The following is a 16,216-nucleotide window of genomic DNA, read 5'->3' as shown; positions in this document are numbered from 1 at the left end:
GGGTCAACTCGAGTCCGGGCGGAACACGACGTTTTCGAATCCGCGCCCGTCCTCGAGCGCGTCGACGTTCGTCGCGACGATGTCGGCGAGCCGATCCCAGTGTTTCGGCGTGTGACCGCCCGTGTGGGGAGTGATCAGGCAGTTCTCAAGGTCCCAGAGCTCGTGGTCGTTGGGCAGGGGTTCGGGGTCGGTGACGTCGAGGGCGGCGCCCCGAATCCCGTTGAACTGCAGCGCCGAGACCAGCGCGTCGGTGTCGATAATGCCTCCGCGGGCCGCGTTGACGATTACGGCTTCGGGGGACAGCGTCGCCAGCGCGTCCTCGTCGACGAGGTTGCGCGTGAGGTCGTTCAGCGGGCAGGCGAGCACGACGTACTCGCTGCGCGAGAAGGCGTCGTGAATATCGTCCTCCTCGAAGCCCAGTACCTCGTCGGTCGGGCCGCCCTTCGAGGGCGTGTAGCGAATGCCGATCGTCTCGACGCCGAACCCCTCGAGTCGCTGGACGATCTCCTGGCCGATCGAGCCGAGGCCGACGACGGTGACGGTGCTGTCGGTGAACTCGTGGGACTGGAAGTGGCGCCACTCGCCGTTCGACTTGCGCCGCCACCCCTCGTGGAGGTTCCGCGCGAAGACGAGCATGTTCGCGATCGACTGCTCGGCGATACCGGGCGCGTGGATCCCGCCTGCGTTCGTGACGACGACGCCGTGCTCGGCCAGCGCGTCCATCGGCACGTGGTCGGTGCCGGCGAACGTACACGCGAACAGCTCCAGTCGATCGGCGTCCTCGAGCAGCTCCTCCTCGATCGTGACGCCCGTGACGATGCGGGCCTGCGGAACGAGTTCCCGTTCTTCCTTCGGCGTCCGGGCGAGTTCGACGGTCGCCTCGGGGAGGCGCTCGCGCAGCGTTTCGGCGTACGATTCCATCGAGAGTCCTTCCGTCCCCTCGCGGAGGACGACGATATCTGGCTTGCTCATGATAGTTCACGTTGTCACCATCTACCTTATCCTTTTTGTGTAGTCGACGTTAACGACAATTGTGTACAATTAAGTTCGTGGGGGGAGTCATCGACTCCCATGAGCGAACCGATCCGGAACCGACTCTCCGCCGTTCGCCGGGATTTCCACTGTCACCCGGAGCCCGCGTGGCGGGAGTTCTACACCACGTACCGCCTCGTCGAGGAGCTCGAGCGCATCGGCGTCGACGAGCTGGCCGTCGGCGCCGACGCCTACGATCCGGCCGATCGGATGGCCGTCCCCGGCGAGGACCGACTCGAGGACTGGCTCGCCCGCGCCCGCGAGTGGGGGGCCGACGAGGACGTCCTCGAGTGCATGGCCGACGGAAACACCGGCGCCGTCGCGGTGCTCGACCGCGGCGAGGGGCCGGCGATCGGCCTGCGCGTCGACATCGACGGGCTGTTCATCGAGGAGGCGGGCGACGACGCACACCGCCCGGCCGCCGAGGGGTTCCGTTCGAAGATCGACGGGGCGATGCACGCCTGCGGCCACGACGTCCACATGACCTGGGGGCTCGCGGCGCTGGAGGCGATCAAGGACAGCGACTTTTCGGGCAGACTCGTCGTCTTCTTCCAGCCCGCCGAGGAGGTCAGCGGTGGGGGGTGTCCGATGGCGAAGAGCCGCTTCGCCGACGATCTGGACTACCTGCTCGCGGCTCACGTCGGCCTCGACCATCCGACGGGTGAGGTCATCGCGGGGATCGAGAAACCGCTGGCGATGTGTCACCTCGACGTCCACATCGAGGGCGAGTCGGCCCACGCGGGCAAGGCGCCCCAAGAGGGGGCGAACGCCATGCACGCGATGGGGACGGCGATCGAGAACATCTACGCGATCCCGCGCCACGCGGACGGGATGACCCGCGTCAACGTCGGGTACGCCGAGGCCGGCAGCGCGAGCAACGTCATCGCCGAAAAAGCGCGAATGGAAGCGGAGGCCCGCGGCGAGACGACCGAGCTGATGGAGTACGTCGAATCGCGGTTCGAACGGGTCGTCCGCTCGGCGGCGAAACTGCACGACTGCGAGGCCGAGGTCGACGTCGTCAGCAGGTCGCCACGGGCCGACAGCGACCCCGAACTCGCCGCCGTGGTCGCCGACGTCGCCCGCGACGTCGAGGGGATCGACCGCGTCATCGAGCAGGCCGACTTCGGCGCGAGCGAGGACGCGACCTTCCTGATGGAGCGGGTCCAGGAGGACGGCGGGCTGGCAACCTACCTGATCGTCGGCACCGACCACCCCGACAGCCACCACACGCCCCACTTCGACGTCGACGAGCGCAGCCTCGAGCACGGCGCCGCCGTCCTCGTGGAGACGATCCGCGCGCTCGAGGATCGAGGGCCTCGAAGGGGATCGCGGTCGTCACCGGCGACGGAGGGGACGCGGTGAGCGACCGCCGAATCTCCCGCGAAGACGTCGAGGCCGCTCGCGATCGGATCGGCGACGTCGTCCACCGCACCCCGCTGGACACCTCGCGGACGTTCGCCGAACTGAGCGGCGCGGCATCGGTCGGGCTCAAACTCGAGAACGTCCAGCGGGCGGGCTCGTTCAAGATCCGGGGGGCGTACAACCGGATGGCCCAGCTCTCGGAGCGCGAACGGGGGGCGGGGGTTATCGCCTCGAGCGCGGGCAACCACGCCCAGGGCGTCGCGCTGGCGGGCGACCTCCTGGGGATCGAGACGACCATCGTCGTCCCCGAAGTCACTCCCGCGGCGAAGATCGAGGCCACCCGCGGCTACGGCGCCGAGGTGATCGTCGAGGGCGAGATCTACGAGCGCTCCTACGAGTACGCCCTCGAGCGGGCCGAGGAGACGGGCGAGACGTTCGTCCACCCCTTCGACGACGAGGCGATCATCGCGGGCCAGGGAACGGTCGGACTGGAGCTGCTCGAGCAGTATCCCGAGCTCGACACCGTCCTCGTCGCCATCGGCGGCGGGGGGCTGATCTCGGGGATCGGCACCGTCGTGAAGGCCGCCGACCCCGACGTTCGGGTGATCGGCGTCCAGCCCGAGGGGGCGCTCCACGCCAAACCCGCCCTCGAGAACGACCGCATCCACGAACTCGCGGACGTCGACACCGTCGCGGAGGGGATCGCCGACACGCGGATGCTCGAGACCACCTTCGCGAACGCCCGCGAGGTCGTCGACGACGTCGTCGGCGTCACGGACCGCGAGCTCGCGACCGCCGTCACCCTGCTCGCCGAGCGGGCGAAGACGGTCGCCGAGACCGCGGGCGCGGCCCCGCTGGCCGCAGCCCTCTCCGAGGAAACCGACCTCGAGAACGACCGCGTCGCCGTCGTCGTCTCCGGGGGGAACGTCAACCTCTCCGAGCACGCCGAGCTGACCCGCACCGGCCTCTTCGAACTCGAGCGCTACGTCGAGGCCCGGCTGGCCGTCGCGGGCTGGCCGACGACCGTCGGCGAACTCGTCGAGACCGTCGAGGCCGAGGGCGCGGCGCTGGACGTCCTCGAGCGCGCCCGCCGCGGCCCCGACGACCATCCGAACCGGGTCCCCGTGACGGTCGGACTCGAGGGCAGCGGGCCGGAGCACTTGCGGGGCGTTCTCGAGTCGCTGTCGGAACTCGAGGATGTCTCGGTCGTCAAGAGCGGGCTCGAGTAGGCGGGGACGCGTCGCCGACTCGTAGCCGACCGTAGCGGGCCGACAGTACTATTTGTTTCTAATATTGACCTTCTGTATGAAAGTTCACGAGACGGGCGTCGTCGCCGCCCTCGTAACCGTGCTGTTCGTCCTCCTCTCTCGGGCGACGGAACTTCTCGGCGGCCTCGTCCAGCGCGGCGACGGTCCGGACGTACTGCCGACGCTTGGCACCCGCGAGGAGACCGTCGCCGCGTACGGGGCGGCGGTCGGTATCCTCGACCAGCTGCTCCTCGCCGGAATCGCGATCGGGGTCGGCTACGCCCTCGGTCGGCGGATCGACCTGACTCGAGAGTACCGTCGATTCGTCGTCGCGGTTGCGATCGGGAGTGCTGCGGGCGTCGTCCTCGTCGGAGCGGCAGAACAGCTGCTGTGGGGAGCCCGTTCGTTCGGCGATCCCGGCGTCTTCGTGCGCGTCCTCGAGGTTGCCTCTCTGACGGTGCGGGTCGCGCTCCCGATCACCGGTTACGTCTTTGCGGGTGCGGCTCTCGCTCGGTTAGGGGCGGTTCGAGGGGAGCCGGGGCCAGAAAGAAACGGCAGTGATCGCCCGGCCGACGCGTAGTATCGGCTCGAATCGAACAAACGCTGCGCTACGGCTCGAGGACGACCTTGACGCAGTCGTCCTCCTTGTCGTTGAACCGCTGGTACATCTCGGGGCCGTCATCGAGATCGCCCGTGTGCGTGATGATTTCGGAGGGATCGATCTCGCCGTTCTCGATCGTCTCGAGCAGTTCGTCGAGGTAGGCCTGGACGTGGGTCTGGCCGGTGTTGATCGTCAGCGCCTTGTTCATGATCGGGCCCATCGGCGCGTCGTCCATCCCGTCGATGTAGACGCCCGGAATCGAGAGCGTGCCGCCCTTGCGACAGGATTTGGCGGCCTGCTGGATCACGTAGGGACGATCGGGCTCGTCGGGGACGGTGTCGACGCAGGTCGAGTGGGCCTCCGAGCCGACGGCGTCGATACACCGATCCGGCCCGTAGTCGTCGGTGGCATCCATCAGCCGGTCGTAGACGTCCTCCTCGGAGTAGTCGATGACCTGGGTGTCGGCGTGGCCCCGTGCCATCTCGAGGCGTTCCGGAATCCGATCGATGGCGATCACCTGGTCGGCGCCCATCATCCAGGCGCTCTGGATGGCGAACTGGCCGACGGGGCCACAGCCCCAGACCGCGACCGTGTCGTTCTCCTCGATCTCGGCGTTCTCTGCGGCCATGTACCCCGTCGGGTAGATGTCGGAGAGGAACAGGACCTCCTCGTCCGAGAGGTTCGAGTCGATCTTGATCGGGCCGACGTCGGCGTGGGGAACCCGCAGGTACTCGGCCTGCCCGCCGTCGTAGCCGCCCAGCGTGTGCGAGAAGCCGAACAGGCCGGCCGGCGAGTGGCCCATCGACTCCGCGGCCATCTCCGCGTTGGGGTTGGTCTCGTCGCACAGCGAGTACATGTCGTTCCCGCAGAACCAGCAGGAACCACAGCTGATCGTAAAGGGGATGACGACGCGGTCGCCCTCGCGGAGGTTGTCGACCTCCTCGCCGACCTCGACGACTTCGCCCATCGGCTCGTGGCCTAAAATGTCTCCCTCCTGCATCCCCGGCATGAAGTCGTTGTAGAGGTGCAGATCGGAGCCACAGATCGCCGTCGCGGTGATCTCGACGATCGCGTCCGTCGGTTCCTCGATCTCGGGCTTGGGGACGTCGTCGACGCGGACGTCCTGTTCGCCGTGCCAGCGGAGCGCTTTCATGACGGCTCAACCCTCATCGACCGGTTCAGTAAAAGCGCGGCTTGTCCTCGCAACGGGCGCGCGAGCGAGCCGATCGCCGGAAAACCGCCGCGAGACGGAAACTTCTAACTACATCTGTGGTGAACGATCGCGCATGACCCTCGAAGTCGGCGTACTCGGCTACCGGTTTATGGGGAAAGCCCACGCGAACGCACTGGCGCGGCTGCCGATGTTCTTCCCGGACGCCCCGGACGTCGAGCGAAAGGTCCTCGTCGGCCGCGACGAGGAGGCGCTCTCGGAGGCCGCGGAGCAGCTCGGGTTCGCGGCGACGGCGACCGACTGGCGCGAGGTCGTCGACGACGTCGACGTCTTCTACAACCTCGGGCCGAACCACGTCCACGCCGAGCCGTCGATCGCCGCCCTCGAGGCCGGGACGCCGGTCTTCTGCGAGAAGCCCCTGGCCCCGACACTCGAGGAGGCCGAAGAGATGGCCGAGGCGGCCCGCGAGGCCGGCGTTCCCAACGGCTGTGCGTTCAACTACCGGTTCGTCCCCGCGATCCGATACGCGAAACGGCTGATCGACGACGGCGAGATCGGCGAAATCCGCCACGTCCGCGGACGCTACCTCCAGGACTGGCTGGTCGATCCCGAGGCACCGTGGGCCTGGCGCCTCGACGAGGAGATGGCGGGGTCGGGCGTGCTCGGCGATCTAGGCGCCCACACGGTCGACCTCGTGCGCTTTTTGGTCGGCGACGACGAGCACGCGGGCGACATCGAGCGACTCAGCGGTCACCTGCAGACGTTCGTCGACGAGCGTCCCGTCGAAGGGGAAGACAGCGAGACGCGGCCGGTCACCGTCGACGACGCCTACTCGGCCCAACTCGAGTTCGCGAACGGCGCGATGGGCACCCTCGAGGCCACCCGCTACGCCACGGGTCACAAGAACGACCACACGATCGAGATCCAGGGCAGCGAGGGCAGCCTCCGGTTCTCCCTCGAGCGCCTGAACGAGCTCGAGGTGCTCCGCCGGGGCGAGAACCGCGGCTACGAGACGATCCTCGTCACGGACGAAGACGACCCCTACGTCGACCACTGGTGGCCGCCGGGCCACGTCATCGGCTGGGAGCACACGTTCGTCCACGAGAACTACGAGCTGCTCAGCGCGGTAGCAGACGGCGGGACGTTCGAACCCAGCTTCGAGGACGGGCTGGCCGCCCAGCGGATCCTCGCGGCGATCGAGGATAGCGACGAGCGCGGCGAGTGGGTCGATCTCGAGTAATCGCGGTTCGCCGTCAACTATCGGAGAGAGCAGTACGGAACGGACACCAGAAAACTAGCGTGCCGAAAGCAGCGTCCGTTTCCCTCGCCATTCGGCTCATCTAATCGGTATTCAGTTGACACCTCCCTTTTCAGCTTCCATTTCCTTCTGTCGTCGCCTCTCACGTTCCGAAAGGTTGCTTTCCCGGTCCTGTGGATACCGGTCAGGCTCGTCGTTCACGTGCATCGCACGGATGAGTATGAGGAAAGCAAGGACTATCAGTCCGACTGATAGGTACAGTGCTACTCCGAGCAGAATTCCTCCGAGGCCCAGAGCGGTACACAGCAGGGCTGCTTTTCCGTATTTGTTGAGTTTGGATACCAATGGTATCGACATGTAACCGAGTGGGATGTCAGAATACAAGTATTTTTGGACGCTAATGATGTCGGCTTTGATTTCCCACTCCGACGGGTTCGATGGCATTTTTAACAAGAGACACGTGCTCTACCGACTTCATACGAGTTCGACCTGCCCTTCTCACGAGAAACGAGGACGGTATCGCACCGGCGGAAGACGAATACGAGAGTCACCACAGCCGACACGCCTATCGGCGAGACGCGAAAACGGGTCGACCGACCGATGACCGAAACGATTCTCATCACGGACTTCGACTTTCCCGACCTCGAGATCGAACGCGACGTCCTGACCGACCGAGACGTCGAACTCGTCTCGGCCGACGCCGAAACCGCCGACGAGGTGATCGAGGCGGCCCGGGAGGTCGACGCCGACGCGTTGCTCGTCCAGTACGCGCTGATCGACCGATCGGTCCTCGAGGCCCTCGACATTGCGGCCGTGGGACGGTACGGGATCGGCGTGGACGCGGTCGACCTCGAGGCCGCCGCCGACGAGGGCGTCGTCGTGGTCAACGTCCCCGACTACTGCGAGGACGAGGTGCCGACGCACACGATCGCGCTCCTGTTCGCCTGCGTTCGCAAGACCTCGCTGTACGACCGCGAGATCGCCGAGGGAACGTGGGACTGGACGGTCGGCGCACCGATCCACCGGCTAGCGGGCAAGACCCTCGGCTTCGCGGCGTTCGGGACGCTCCCGCGGGGGATCGCAGAGCGGCTCTCGGGGTTCGACCTCGAGTTCGTCGCGTACGATCCCCACCAGTCCGCCGACGAGCTCGCCGAGTACGGCGTCGAGAAGGTGTCGTTCGACGGGCTGCTCGAGCGCTCCGATATCGTCTCGGTGCACGCGCCGCTGACCGAGGAGACGCGGGGGCTGTTCGACGTCGGGGCGTTCGCCGCGATGGACGACGACGCCGTCCTGCTCAACACGGCCCGCGGCGCGGTCGTCGACGACGAGGCGCTGGCGACGGCCCTCGAGGACGGCGAGCTCGCCGCTGCGGGACTGGACGTGCTTCCGGAGGAACCTCCCGAGGACTCGCCGCTGGTCGGCCGCGACGATGTCGTCTGTACGCCTCACGTCGCGTGGTACTCCGAGGAGTCGATCGTCGAGCTTCGAGAAACCGTGACTCGAGACGTTCTGCGCGTGTTGAGCGATGACCGGCCCGAGAACCCGGCCAACGAGGACGTTCTCTAAGGGACGGTAGTCGAGCGGATTCGGGAGCGATCGCTCGTCCGAACGGTTAGTCCGAGTCGACCCGAACGACGGTGTGGATCTCGTCGTAGCGGACGCTGCCCTCGTCGGCGGGCTGATCGTCGAGCTCGAGGTAGCCGGGCTCGAAGCCCGTTACCGTTCCTTCGAGCTCGAACTTCTGGCTGTCGTCGGCCCACTCCTTGCTCTGGACCTCGACGACGTCGCCGACCGCGACGTGTTCCTGTACCAGCTCCTGTGCACGCTCTCCGTCCGCGTCCGGCGGGATCGTTAGTTCCGTCATGTACTCGAATCGAACGGCGGCTACGCGTAAAGTGTTGCTGTCGTCGTATTCAGCCGGGCGACGGACCCGGGGCATTGTGGTCCGACGACTTTTGTACGAACGCGCCGAAAAATCCGGTAATGAAGACCATAAAGGACAGCGTCCACGACCACATCCGAGTCGACGGCGTGGCTCGAGCGCTGCTCGATACCCCGGAGGTCCAGCGCCTCCGTCGGATCGCCCAGCTAGGGACCGTCTCGCTCGTGTATCCCTCCGCGAACCACACCCGATTCGAGCACAGCCTCGGGGTCTACCACCTCGCCTGTGAGGCCCTCGAGGGGCTCGGTATCGAGGGGAAGCAGGCCGAGCGCGTCCACGCCGCGGCGATGCTCCACGACGTCGGTCACGGTCCGTTCAGCCACAACCTCGAGTCGCTCACCCACCGTCGGACGGGGCGTTACCACGACGACGTCGGCGAGTTGCTCGCCGATGGCCAGGTCGGCGACGTCCTTCGGGAGCACGACCTCGAGCCCGAGGCGGTCGCCGGGCTGGTCGCCGGCGAGGGGCGGTTCGGCCAGCTCGTCTCGGGCGAGCTCGACGTCGATCGAATGGACTACCTCGTCCGGGACGCCCACCACACGGGCGTCCCCTACGGGACGATCGATCACGGCCGACTGGTTCGGGAGTTAACCTTCACTGACGGTGAACTCGTCCTCGACGAGGGGAACGTCCAGACCGCCGAGAGCCTGCTGGTCGCGCGGGCGCTGATGAACCCGACGGTGTACAGCCACAGCGTCGCCCGGATCAGCAAGGCGATGCTTAGACGGGCCGCCGAACGCCTGCTCGAGGCGCCGGAGGCCGGCGTCGACGCCGAAACGCTCCAGCGGATGGACGACTACGATCTGACGGTTGCGCTGCGTAACTGCGAGGCGACGAGCGCGTTCTCGCGGCGACTGGATCACCGGGACCTGTTCAAACGCGCCGTCTGGGCCGAAATCGACGACGTGCCGGGCGGGATCATCGAGAGCGACCACGAGGCGATCCGGGAGTTCGAGCGCGAGATCGCCGGCAGGGTAGACGTCGATCCGGCACACGTCATCCTCGACGTGCCGGGACGCCCGTCGATGACCGAGTCGACGAGTCGCGTGCTGGTCAACGGCGACGTCCGACAGCTCGGTCAGCAATCGCCGCTGGTCGAGGCGCTGCGAGCCGCCCAGTACTCCCAGTGGCGACTCGGCGTCTACTCGCCGACCGAGCTTCGCGAGCGGGTCGGGCGGGCTGCCGTCGAGGTGCTCGGGCTCGACATCGAGGGCACGCTCGTTACCGAGGTTCGGGACGGGCTCGAGACGACCCTCGACGAGTTCGTCGAGTGACGCTCGGAGGCGAACGCAAACGGTTGAAGGGACGGGCCACGAAGAAGCGAGCATGGAACGAACCGGGACGATCCTCCGCGGTAGAGACCTCGAGCCCGTCGAGGGACGCATCGTTATCGACGGCGAGGGACGCATCGAAGCCATCGAGGAGGAGTCGGTTGACAGCTCGGATATCATCCTCCCGCCGTTCATCAACGCTCACACCCATATCGGTGACTCGATCGCCAAGGAAGCCGGCGGCGGGCTCTCGCTCGAGGAGCTGGTCGCCCCGCCCGACGGGTTGAAACATCGGCTCCTGCGGCAGGCCTCCCGCGAGGAGCTCGTCGGTGCGATGGAGCGATCGCTTCGGTACATGCAACGCGGCGGGACCGCCGCCTGTCTCGACTTCAGGGAGGGCGACGTCGAGGGCGTCCGGATGCTCGAGGACGCGGCCGAGGGCCTCGAACTCGAGGCGCTGTCGTTCGCCCGCGGCTCGGTCGCAGCGATGGAGGCGGGCGACGGGTTCGGGGCCAGCGGGGCCAACGACGCCGACTTCGAGGACGAACGCGCCGCGACCCGCGAGGCGGGCAAACCGTTCGGCATCCACGCGGGCGAGGGCGACCCGAGCGACCTCGACGGCGCGCTCGCCCTCGAGCCCGACTTTCTCGTCCACGTCGTCCACCCCGAACCGGACCACCTCGAGCGAATCGCCGACGCCGAGGTTCCCGTCGTGCTCTGTCCGCGGTCGAACCTCGTCACCGGCGTCGGCTTCCCGCCCGCGGCCGAACTGGCCGAGCGGACGACGCTCGCGCTCGGGACCGACAACGTGATGCTCAACTCGCCGTCGATGTTCCGGGAGATGGAGTTCCTCGCGAAGTGTTCCGAACTTCGGGCCGAGACGATTCTGCGGATGGCAACGGTCAACGGCGCCGATCTCGCCGGGCTCGAGGGTGGCGCCCTCGAGCCGGGAGCGCCCGGACGGCTGCTCGTCCTCGACGGGGATTCGGACAATCTCGCTGGAGCCCGGGACCCAGTCCGGGCCACGGTGCGGCGAGCCGGCGTCGACGACGTTCGGGAGGTCGTCCTCGAGCCGTAGCGTCGGTCTCGGCACGGACGGCCCCTCCGAACGGGCGGCTGTCGGTCGAGAGCGCCGATTCTCGTCCTCTACCAGATAATATATAACTACTAGAGAGTGTTTTAATCACTACATTTCGACCTCTTAGATGCCATATTAGGCACGTATTCGAAATCCACAACCGTCGAAGCTGAATTATATTTCTAGTAACCAGTGAGTTATCTGAATAGTAGTAATTCCGGGTAACCGATTAGTTTGATCCGTGACGCAAGACAACCGAACCAGACGGCGCGTACTTCAGGTCGGCAGTGGCGCGGCCATTGCCGGGCTCGCGGGATGTACCGACTTCCTCTCCGACGATGAGGACGACGAGGACGACGAGAACGGCGATCCGTCGAACGAGTCCGACGGTGGAAACGGCGGCAACGGTGGCAACGGCGACGACCCGAACGGCGACGACGACAAGGACGAGATCGAGGAGCCGAAGGGCGTGCTCGATCCGGTCCCGACGCCGGACGACCCGAAATCCGCGTTCCCGATCGCCGGCACGGGCGACGCACCCGTGACGATCAAGCTGTTCGGCACCTGGAAGTCGACCGAGACCTCCGAGTTCATGCTCGAGGAGTTCACCGAGCTGCTCGAGAAACACGTCAAAAAGGGCGAGGTCGACCTCGAGGTCCACGCCGTCGCCTCCCTCGGCGGGGCGGCGCTCCACGGCGACGACGGGGAGCGACTGGCTCGAGCCGGACTGGCCGTCTGGGACCACGACCCCGGCCAGTTCTGGACGTTCGTCGAGTGCATCGCGATCAACATCGACCTCGAGGAAGAATGGGCGACGCCGAAGCGACTCGAGCACGTCGCCGAGAAGTCTGACGTCGCCGACCCCGAGACGGTGTACGACGCCGCCAGCGGCGACGCGTACCAGGACGAACTCGACGAGACGATCGACGAGGTCGAGACGATGGACGTCGACGACGTTCCCCGGGTCAGCGTCGACGACACGGTCTACTCGCCCACAGAGGAGACCGACGAGCTGTACGCGGCCATCGAGGCCGCCGTCGAGACGGAGACGTAACGGACCGGAAACGGTCGTCGATTGGGTCATTCACTTTTTCGATCGGAATCAGGGTGCACGTGCCGACAGTACGGTTTAGTTGCTTCTGACCGCAGGTTGGGTATGACACTGTCCGTTACGGTCGCCGACGTACACCGAATGACGCCGGACGCCAAGCAGTTCCGGCTCGTCGCCGACGATCACCGCTTCGAGTTCGATCCCGGCCAGCACACGTCGGTCCACTTCGAGGCCGACGGCGAGGAGCAAGAACGGCCCTACACGGCGATCAACGCCCCCGGAACGAACCAGCTCGTGCTGACGATCAAGCGCTACGACGACGGCACCGGTTCGGTCTACATGCACGACCGGACGCCGGGCGACGAGATCGAGATCGATCCCGTCGACGGGAACCTCCACCTCCGCGATCCCGAGCGCGACGCCCTCTTCGTCGCCACCGGAACGGGGATCACGCCGCTGTATCCGATGATCAGACAGTACGCCAACGAGGGTCAGGGGACGGCCACGCTCGTCTTCGGCGAGCGCGACCAGGAGCACCTAATCTTCCGGGAGAGTCTCGATCAGCTTCGGGCGGGGACCGACGCCGTCTCGGTCGAGTACGTCCTCTCGGACGCCGACGACGACGCGGCCTGGAACGGACGAACCGGCCACGTTCAGGGCCACCTCCAGGAATCACTCGAGGGCCTCGAGGACCTCGCGAACGTCGACTGCTACGTCTGTGGCGTTCCGGAGATGGTCCTCGAGACCCAGGACCTGCTCGAGGACGCCGGCGTTGACGGCGATCGGGTCTTCACCGAGGGATGGGAGGCAGACGCGGCCGACGAGGATTGAGTCCCTCGTACGAGGTCCGTTCATCACGTGCACATCGCCTGACAACGACGGGTCTCGGCGGTTAAAAACATCGCAATAGGTGCGAAATTTTTATACCAATGGAGCCTGAAGCATCAGGTGCCGACGAACGTCGGCATCGATCACACTCCCCTCAGAAACCAGCGCCACACCCGCTGTCTCTCATGGGGGCGTGTCGTCGCCACTCCCCCCACCCCCCACCGCTCGAGCTTCCCCCCGTTCGAGCGGACCGCGGCGACGCGCCTCCGTTGATCGCGCTTTTCCGCGGTCGAACGCGCTCGTAGAGTCGGCTTCAGTCGGCGCGTGAAACGTTTATACACCGGATAACGCCGGGTTAGCCGTCGATCGTCGCCTCGAGCTCGAGCAGCCCGAGGTAGTCCGGGGCCGCGCCGCTGGTTCGAAACTCCGTGACCGTCGAGTCGACGAACTCGTAGAACTCCGATTGCGTACTCGGAATCATCGGCTGGCCGTCCTCCCGCAGGAGATAGGCCGGGGCGTTCGTACTGCGGATCCGTTTCTGTTGTTCCGCCCAGGCGTCGCCGGCGTAGAGGAAGACGCCGAACGAGAAGCGACCGGCGGCGACCGCGTCACGTTTTGAGTCGAACTCATCGGCCTCCTCGATTCGGTACTCCTCGTCGCTGAGCCAGGCGATCGCGGCAGCTCCCTCAGCTCGGAGGAGGTAGACGTCCCAGGACAGCGTCTTGTCGAAGATCGCCCAGCCGTTTCGCGGGCCGATCGTGTCGATCTGAACGCTGAAGGCCGGTCGGCCGCGAGAACCGCTCGGCTCGTGGACGAACGTCGCGTCGTACCCCGGAATCCGGATCCCGCGGTCGTGGTAGGCGACGCCCTCGATCGGAATCTCGACCTCGAGCTCGTCGATCAGCGCGCGAACCGAGAGCCCGCCCGTCTGCTCGAGGCGCTCGAGAAAGGACGGGAGTCTCGAAACCTCCGCCCAGACCGGCGCCTGGGGCGCGCTCATCGGTCGCCTCCGTCGCCGGGCGCTTGGCGTTCGTCCGTACTCGTCCCGTCGGTTCCGCTCGCGAGCGAGCCAGCCGTGTTCATGCTCGTGTGAGACGGGCTCGTCGCCGATGAGCCTTTCTGACTCGGAGCGAGCGCGCAGTCGCGAGACCCTCGCTCGAGCCGGAGCGACACGCCTTTTTGACCGGGCCGGGCAGATAGAGGTATGGATCCAAAGCGGGAGCTTACGAGCGTCGATCTCGCGGCCCTCGTCGGGGAGTTCGGCACCTACGAGGGCGCGAAGGTCGACAAGGCCTACCTCTACGGCGACGACCTTCTGCGGCTCAAGATGCGGGATTTCGACCGCGGTCGCGTCGAGTTGTTGATCGAGGTCGGCGAGATCAAACGCGCCCACACGGTCGCCCCCGAACGGGTGCCCGACGCCCCTGGACGGCCGCCCCAGTTCGCGATGATGCTTCGCAACCGACTGTCGGGGGCCGACTTCGTCGGCGTCGAGCAGTTCGAGTTCGACCGCATCCTCGAGTTCGTCTTCGACCGCGACGACGGCACCACCCGCATCATCGTCGAACTGTTCGGCCAGGGGAACGTTGCGGTCACCGACGGCGAGTACGAGGTGATCGACTGCCTCGAGACCGTCCGGCTGAAATCCCGAACGGTCGTCCCCGGCTCGCGCTACGAGTTCCCCGACTCGCGGACGAACCCGCTGTCGGTCTCGCGGGAGGCCTTCGACCGGGAGATGGACGATTCCGACACCGACGTCGTCCGGACGCTCGCCACCCAGCTCAACATGGGCGGGCTGTACGCCGAGGAAGTCTGCACCCGCGCGGGCGTCGAGAAGGCGATGGACATCGAGGACGCCACCGAGGACGACTACCGCCGCGTCTACGAGGCCATCGAGCGGCTCGCGCTCGACGTCCGAAACGCGAACTTCGACCCGCGGCTGTACCGGGAGCCGGTCGAGGAGGACGGCGAGACCGAGGAGTCGGAGTCGCCCGACGACGGTCCGGTCGTCGACGCCACGCCGTTCCCCCTCGAGGAACACGAGGAGGCCGGCCTAGCCGCCGAACGCGCCGACAGCTTCCTCGGCGCGCTCGACGACTACTTCTTCGAGCTCGAGCTGGAAGACGAGGAGGAGCCCGATCCGACCGAACAGCGCCCCGACTTCGAGGAGGAGATCGCCAAACACGAGCGGATCATCGAGCAACAGCAGGGCGCGATCGAGGGGTTCGAACAGCAGGCCCAGTCCCAGCGGGAGAACGCCGAGTTGCTGTACGCCGAGTACGGAGTCGTCGACGACATCCTCTCGACGGTCCAGGAGGCCCGCGCGCAGGATCGCCCCTGGGACGAGATCGAGGAGCGCTTCGAGGAGGGGAAGGAACGCGGCATCGAGGCCGCCGAGGCGGTCGTCGGCGTCGACGGAACGGAGGGGATCGTCACCATCGAGCTCGACGGCGAGGAGATCGACCTCCTCGCCCGGCAGGGCGTCGAGCAGAACGCCGATCGGCTCTACACCGAGGCCAAACGCATCGCGGAGAAAAAGGAGGGCGCGCTGGCGGCCATCGAGGACACCCGCGAGGACTTAGAGGACGCCAAGCGACGCCGCGACGAGTGGGAGGCAACCGACGAGACGGCCGACGACGACGAGGACGAAGCGCAGGAGGAGACGAACTGGCTCGAGCTGGCCTCGGTCCCGATCCGGGAGAACGAACCCTGGTACGACCGGTTCCGCTGGTTCCACACCAGCGACGGCTACCTCGTGATCGGCGGACGAAACGCCGACCAGAACGAGGAGCTCGTCAAGAAGTACCTCGAGCCGGGCGATACGGTGCTTCACACCCAGGCCCACGGCGGCCCCGTCACGGTGCTGAAGGCGACCGACCCGAGCGAGGCGTCCTCGTCGGACATCGAGCTACCCGACTCGAGCATCGAGGAGGCCGCCCAGTTCGCCGTTACCTACTCGTCGGTCTGGAAGGACGGCCGCTACGCGGGCGACGTCTACGCCGTCGACTCGGATCAGGTCACTAAGACCCCCGAGAGCGGCGAGTACCTCGAGAAGGGCGGGTTCGCGATCCGCGGGGACCGCACCTACTACCGGGATACGCCCGTCGGCGTGGCGGTCGGCATCCAGTGTGAGCCCTACACCCGCGTCATCGGCGGCCCGCCGTCGGCCATCGAGGGCCAGGCCGAGACGACGATCGAACTCGAGCCCGGTCGGTACGCCCAGGCCGACGCGGCGAAGCGGCTCTACCGGCAGTTCCGCGAGGAGTTCGCCGACGAGTCGTTCGTCCGGAAGATCGCCAGCCCGGACCGCATCCAGCACTTCATGCCGCCGGGTGGGAGCCGAGTCAAGGGGGAGTGACCTCCTCTCACGGCTTG

At 66.7% G+C, this 16,216-nt stretch carries 15 protein-coding genes; 10 read left to right on the top strand and 5 right to left on the bottom strand.

Annotated elements, in window-relative coordinates:
• Positions 1–3: 3 nt before the first annotated feature.
• Positions 4–972 (bottom strand): NAD(P)-dependent oxidoreductase, encoded by a 969-nt coding sequence (locus ACFEMD_RS03000; RefSeq protein ID WP_394739405.1) that lies wholly within the window; start codon positions 970–972, stop codon positions 4–6.
• Positions 973–1,071: 99 nt separating this feature from the next.
• On the opposite strand from ACFEMD_RS03000, the gene ACFEMD_RS02995 reads away from it, so the two are divergent.
• From ACFEMD_RS02995 to ACFEMD_RS02985, 3 genes are all read left to right on the top strand, one after another.
• Positions 1,072–2,394, top strand: a complete 1,323-nt coding sequence (locus tag ACFEMD_RS02995; RefSeq protein ID WP_394739404.1) for an amidohydrolase — start codon at positions 1,072–1,074, stop codon at positions 2,392–2,394.
• Positions 2,391–3,623 carry a threonine ammonia-lyase gene (ilvA, locus tag ACFEMD_RS02990; protein ID WP_394739403.1) on the top strand — a complete coding sequence of 411 codons (1,233 nt, stop codon included), beginning with the start codon at positions 2,391–2,393 and terminating at the stop codon, positions 3,621–3,623. Before ACFEMD_RS02995 ends, ilvA begins: the two co-directional genes overlap by 4 nt.
• Positions 3,624–3,699: 76 nt before the next feature.
• Positions 3,700–4,221 carry a hypothetical protein gene (locus ACFEMD_RS02985; protein WP_394739402.1) on the top strand — a complete coding sequence of 174 codons (522 nt, stop codon included), beginning with the start codon at positions 3,700–3,702 and terminating at the stop codon, positions 4,219–4,221.
• Positions 4,222–4,249: 28 nt separating this feature from the next.
• Here the strand turns inward: ACFEMD_RS02985 and ACFEMD_RS02980 are convergent, their stop codons facing one another.
• Complete coding sequence (locus ACFEMD_RS02980; RefSeq protein WP_394739401.1) at positions 4,250–5,395, bottom strand: zinc-dependent alcohol dehydrogenase; 1,146 nt, start codon at positions 5,393–5,395, stop codon at positions 4,250–4,252.
• A 133-nt stretch (positions 5,396–5,528) separates the two neighbouring features.
• Between ACFEMD_RS02980 and ACFEMD_RS02975 the strand changes: the two genes are divergently transcribed.
• Positions 5,529–6,653: a Gfo/Idh/MocA family protein gene (locus ACFEMD_RS02975; protein ID WP_394739400.1), complete on the top strand. Its 1,125-nt coding sequence runs from the start codon at positions 5,529–5,531 to the stop codon at positions 6,651–6,653.
• Positions 6,654–6,764: 111 nt separating this feature from the next.
• On the opposite strand, the gene ACFEMD_RS02970 is transcribed toward ACFEMD_RS02975, so the two are convergent.
• A complete protein-coding gene (locus ACFEMD_RS02970) occupies positions 6,765–7,115 on the bottom strand; it encodes a hypothetical protein (protein WP_394739399.1) in 351 nt (116 codons plus the stop codon).
• 156 nt (positions 7,116–7,271) lie between these two features.
• On the opposite strand from ACFEMD_RS02970, the gene ACFEMD_RS02965 reads away from it, so the two are divergent.
• Positions 7,272–8,237: a C-terminal binding protein gene (locus ACFEMD_RS02965; RefSeq protein ID WP_394739398.1), complete on the top strand. Its 966-nt coding sequence runs from the start codon at positions 7,272–7,274 to the stop codon at positions 8,235–8,237.
• 46 nt (positions 8,238–8,283) lie between these two features.
• Here the strand turns inward: ACFEMD_RS02965 and ACFEMD_RS02960 are convergent, their stop codons facing one another.
• Positions 8,284–8,535 carry a hypothetical protein gene (locus ACFEMD_RS02960; protein ID WP_394739396.1) on the bottom strand — a complete coding sequence of 84 codons (252 nt, stop codon included), beginning with the start codon at positions 8,533–8,535 and terminating at the stop codon, positions 8,284–8,286.
• Positions 8,536–8,654: 119 nt separating this feature from the next.
• Between ACFEMD_RS02960 and ACFEMD_RS02955 the strand changes: the two genes are divergently transcribed.
• From ACFEMD_RS02955 to ACFEMD_RS02940, 4 genes are all read left to right on the top strand, one after another.
• A complete protein-coding gene (locus ACFEMD_RS02955) occupies positions 8,655–9,887 on the top strand; it encodes an HD domain-containing protein (RefSeq protein ID WP_394739395.1) in 1,233 nt (410 codons plus the stop codon).
• Between the two features lie 52 nt (positions 9,888–9,939).
• Entirely contained in the window at positions 9,940–10,962 is a 1,023-nt protein-coding gene (locus ACFEMD_RS02950; protein ID WP_394739394.1) for an amidohydrolase family protein, read from the top strand.
• 241 nt (positions 10,963–11,203) lie between these two features.
• Positions 11,204–12,016 (top strand): thioredoxin domain-containing protein, encoded by an 813-nt coding sequence (locus ACFEMD_RS02945; protein ID WP_394739393.1) that lies wholly within the window; start codon positions 11,204–11,206, stop codon positions 12,014–12,016.
• 102 nt (positions 12,017–12,118) lie between these two features.
• Positions 12,119–12,844, top strand: a complete 726-nt coding sequence (locus ACFEMD_RS02940) for a ferredoxin--NADP reductase (protein WP_394739392.1) — start codon at positions 12,119–12,121, stop codon at positions 12,842–12,844.
• Positions 12,845–13,196: 352 nt separating this feature from the next.
• On the opposite strand, the gene ACFEMD_RS02935 is transcribed toward ACFEMD_RS02940, so the two are convergent.
• The gene (locus ACFEMD_RS02935; protein ID WP_394739391.1) at positions 13,197–13,841 is read right to left on the bottom strand and encodes a hypothetical protein; all 645 of its coding nucleotides are present in this window, start codon (positions 13,839–13,841) and stop codon (positions 13,197–13,199) included.
• A gap of 204 nt (positions 13,842–14,045) precedes the next feature.
• On the opposite strand from ACFEMD_RS02935, the gene rqcH reads away from it, so the two are divergent.
• Positions 14,046–16,199: a ribosome rescue protein RqcH gene (gene rqcH, locus ACFEMD_RS02930; RefSeq protein ID WP_394739390.1), complete on the top strand. Its 2,154-nt coding sequence runs from the start codon at positions 14,046–14,048 to the stop codon at positions 16,197–16,199.
• Positions 16,200–16,216 lie beyond the last annotated feature (17 nt).

This window comes from Natronococcus roseus, assembly GCF_043677095.1.
Lineage (GTDB): Archaea > Halobacteriota > Halobacteria > Halobacteriales > Natrialbaceae > Natronococcus > Natronococcus roseus.
This window is presented reverse-complemented; position numbering and strand designations above follow the sequence as displayed.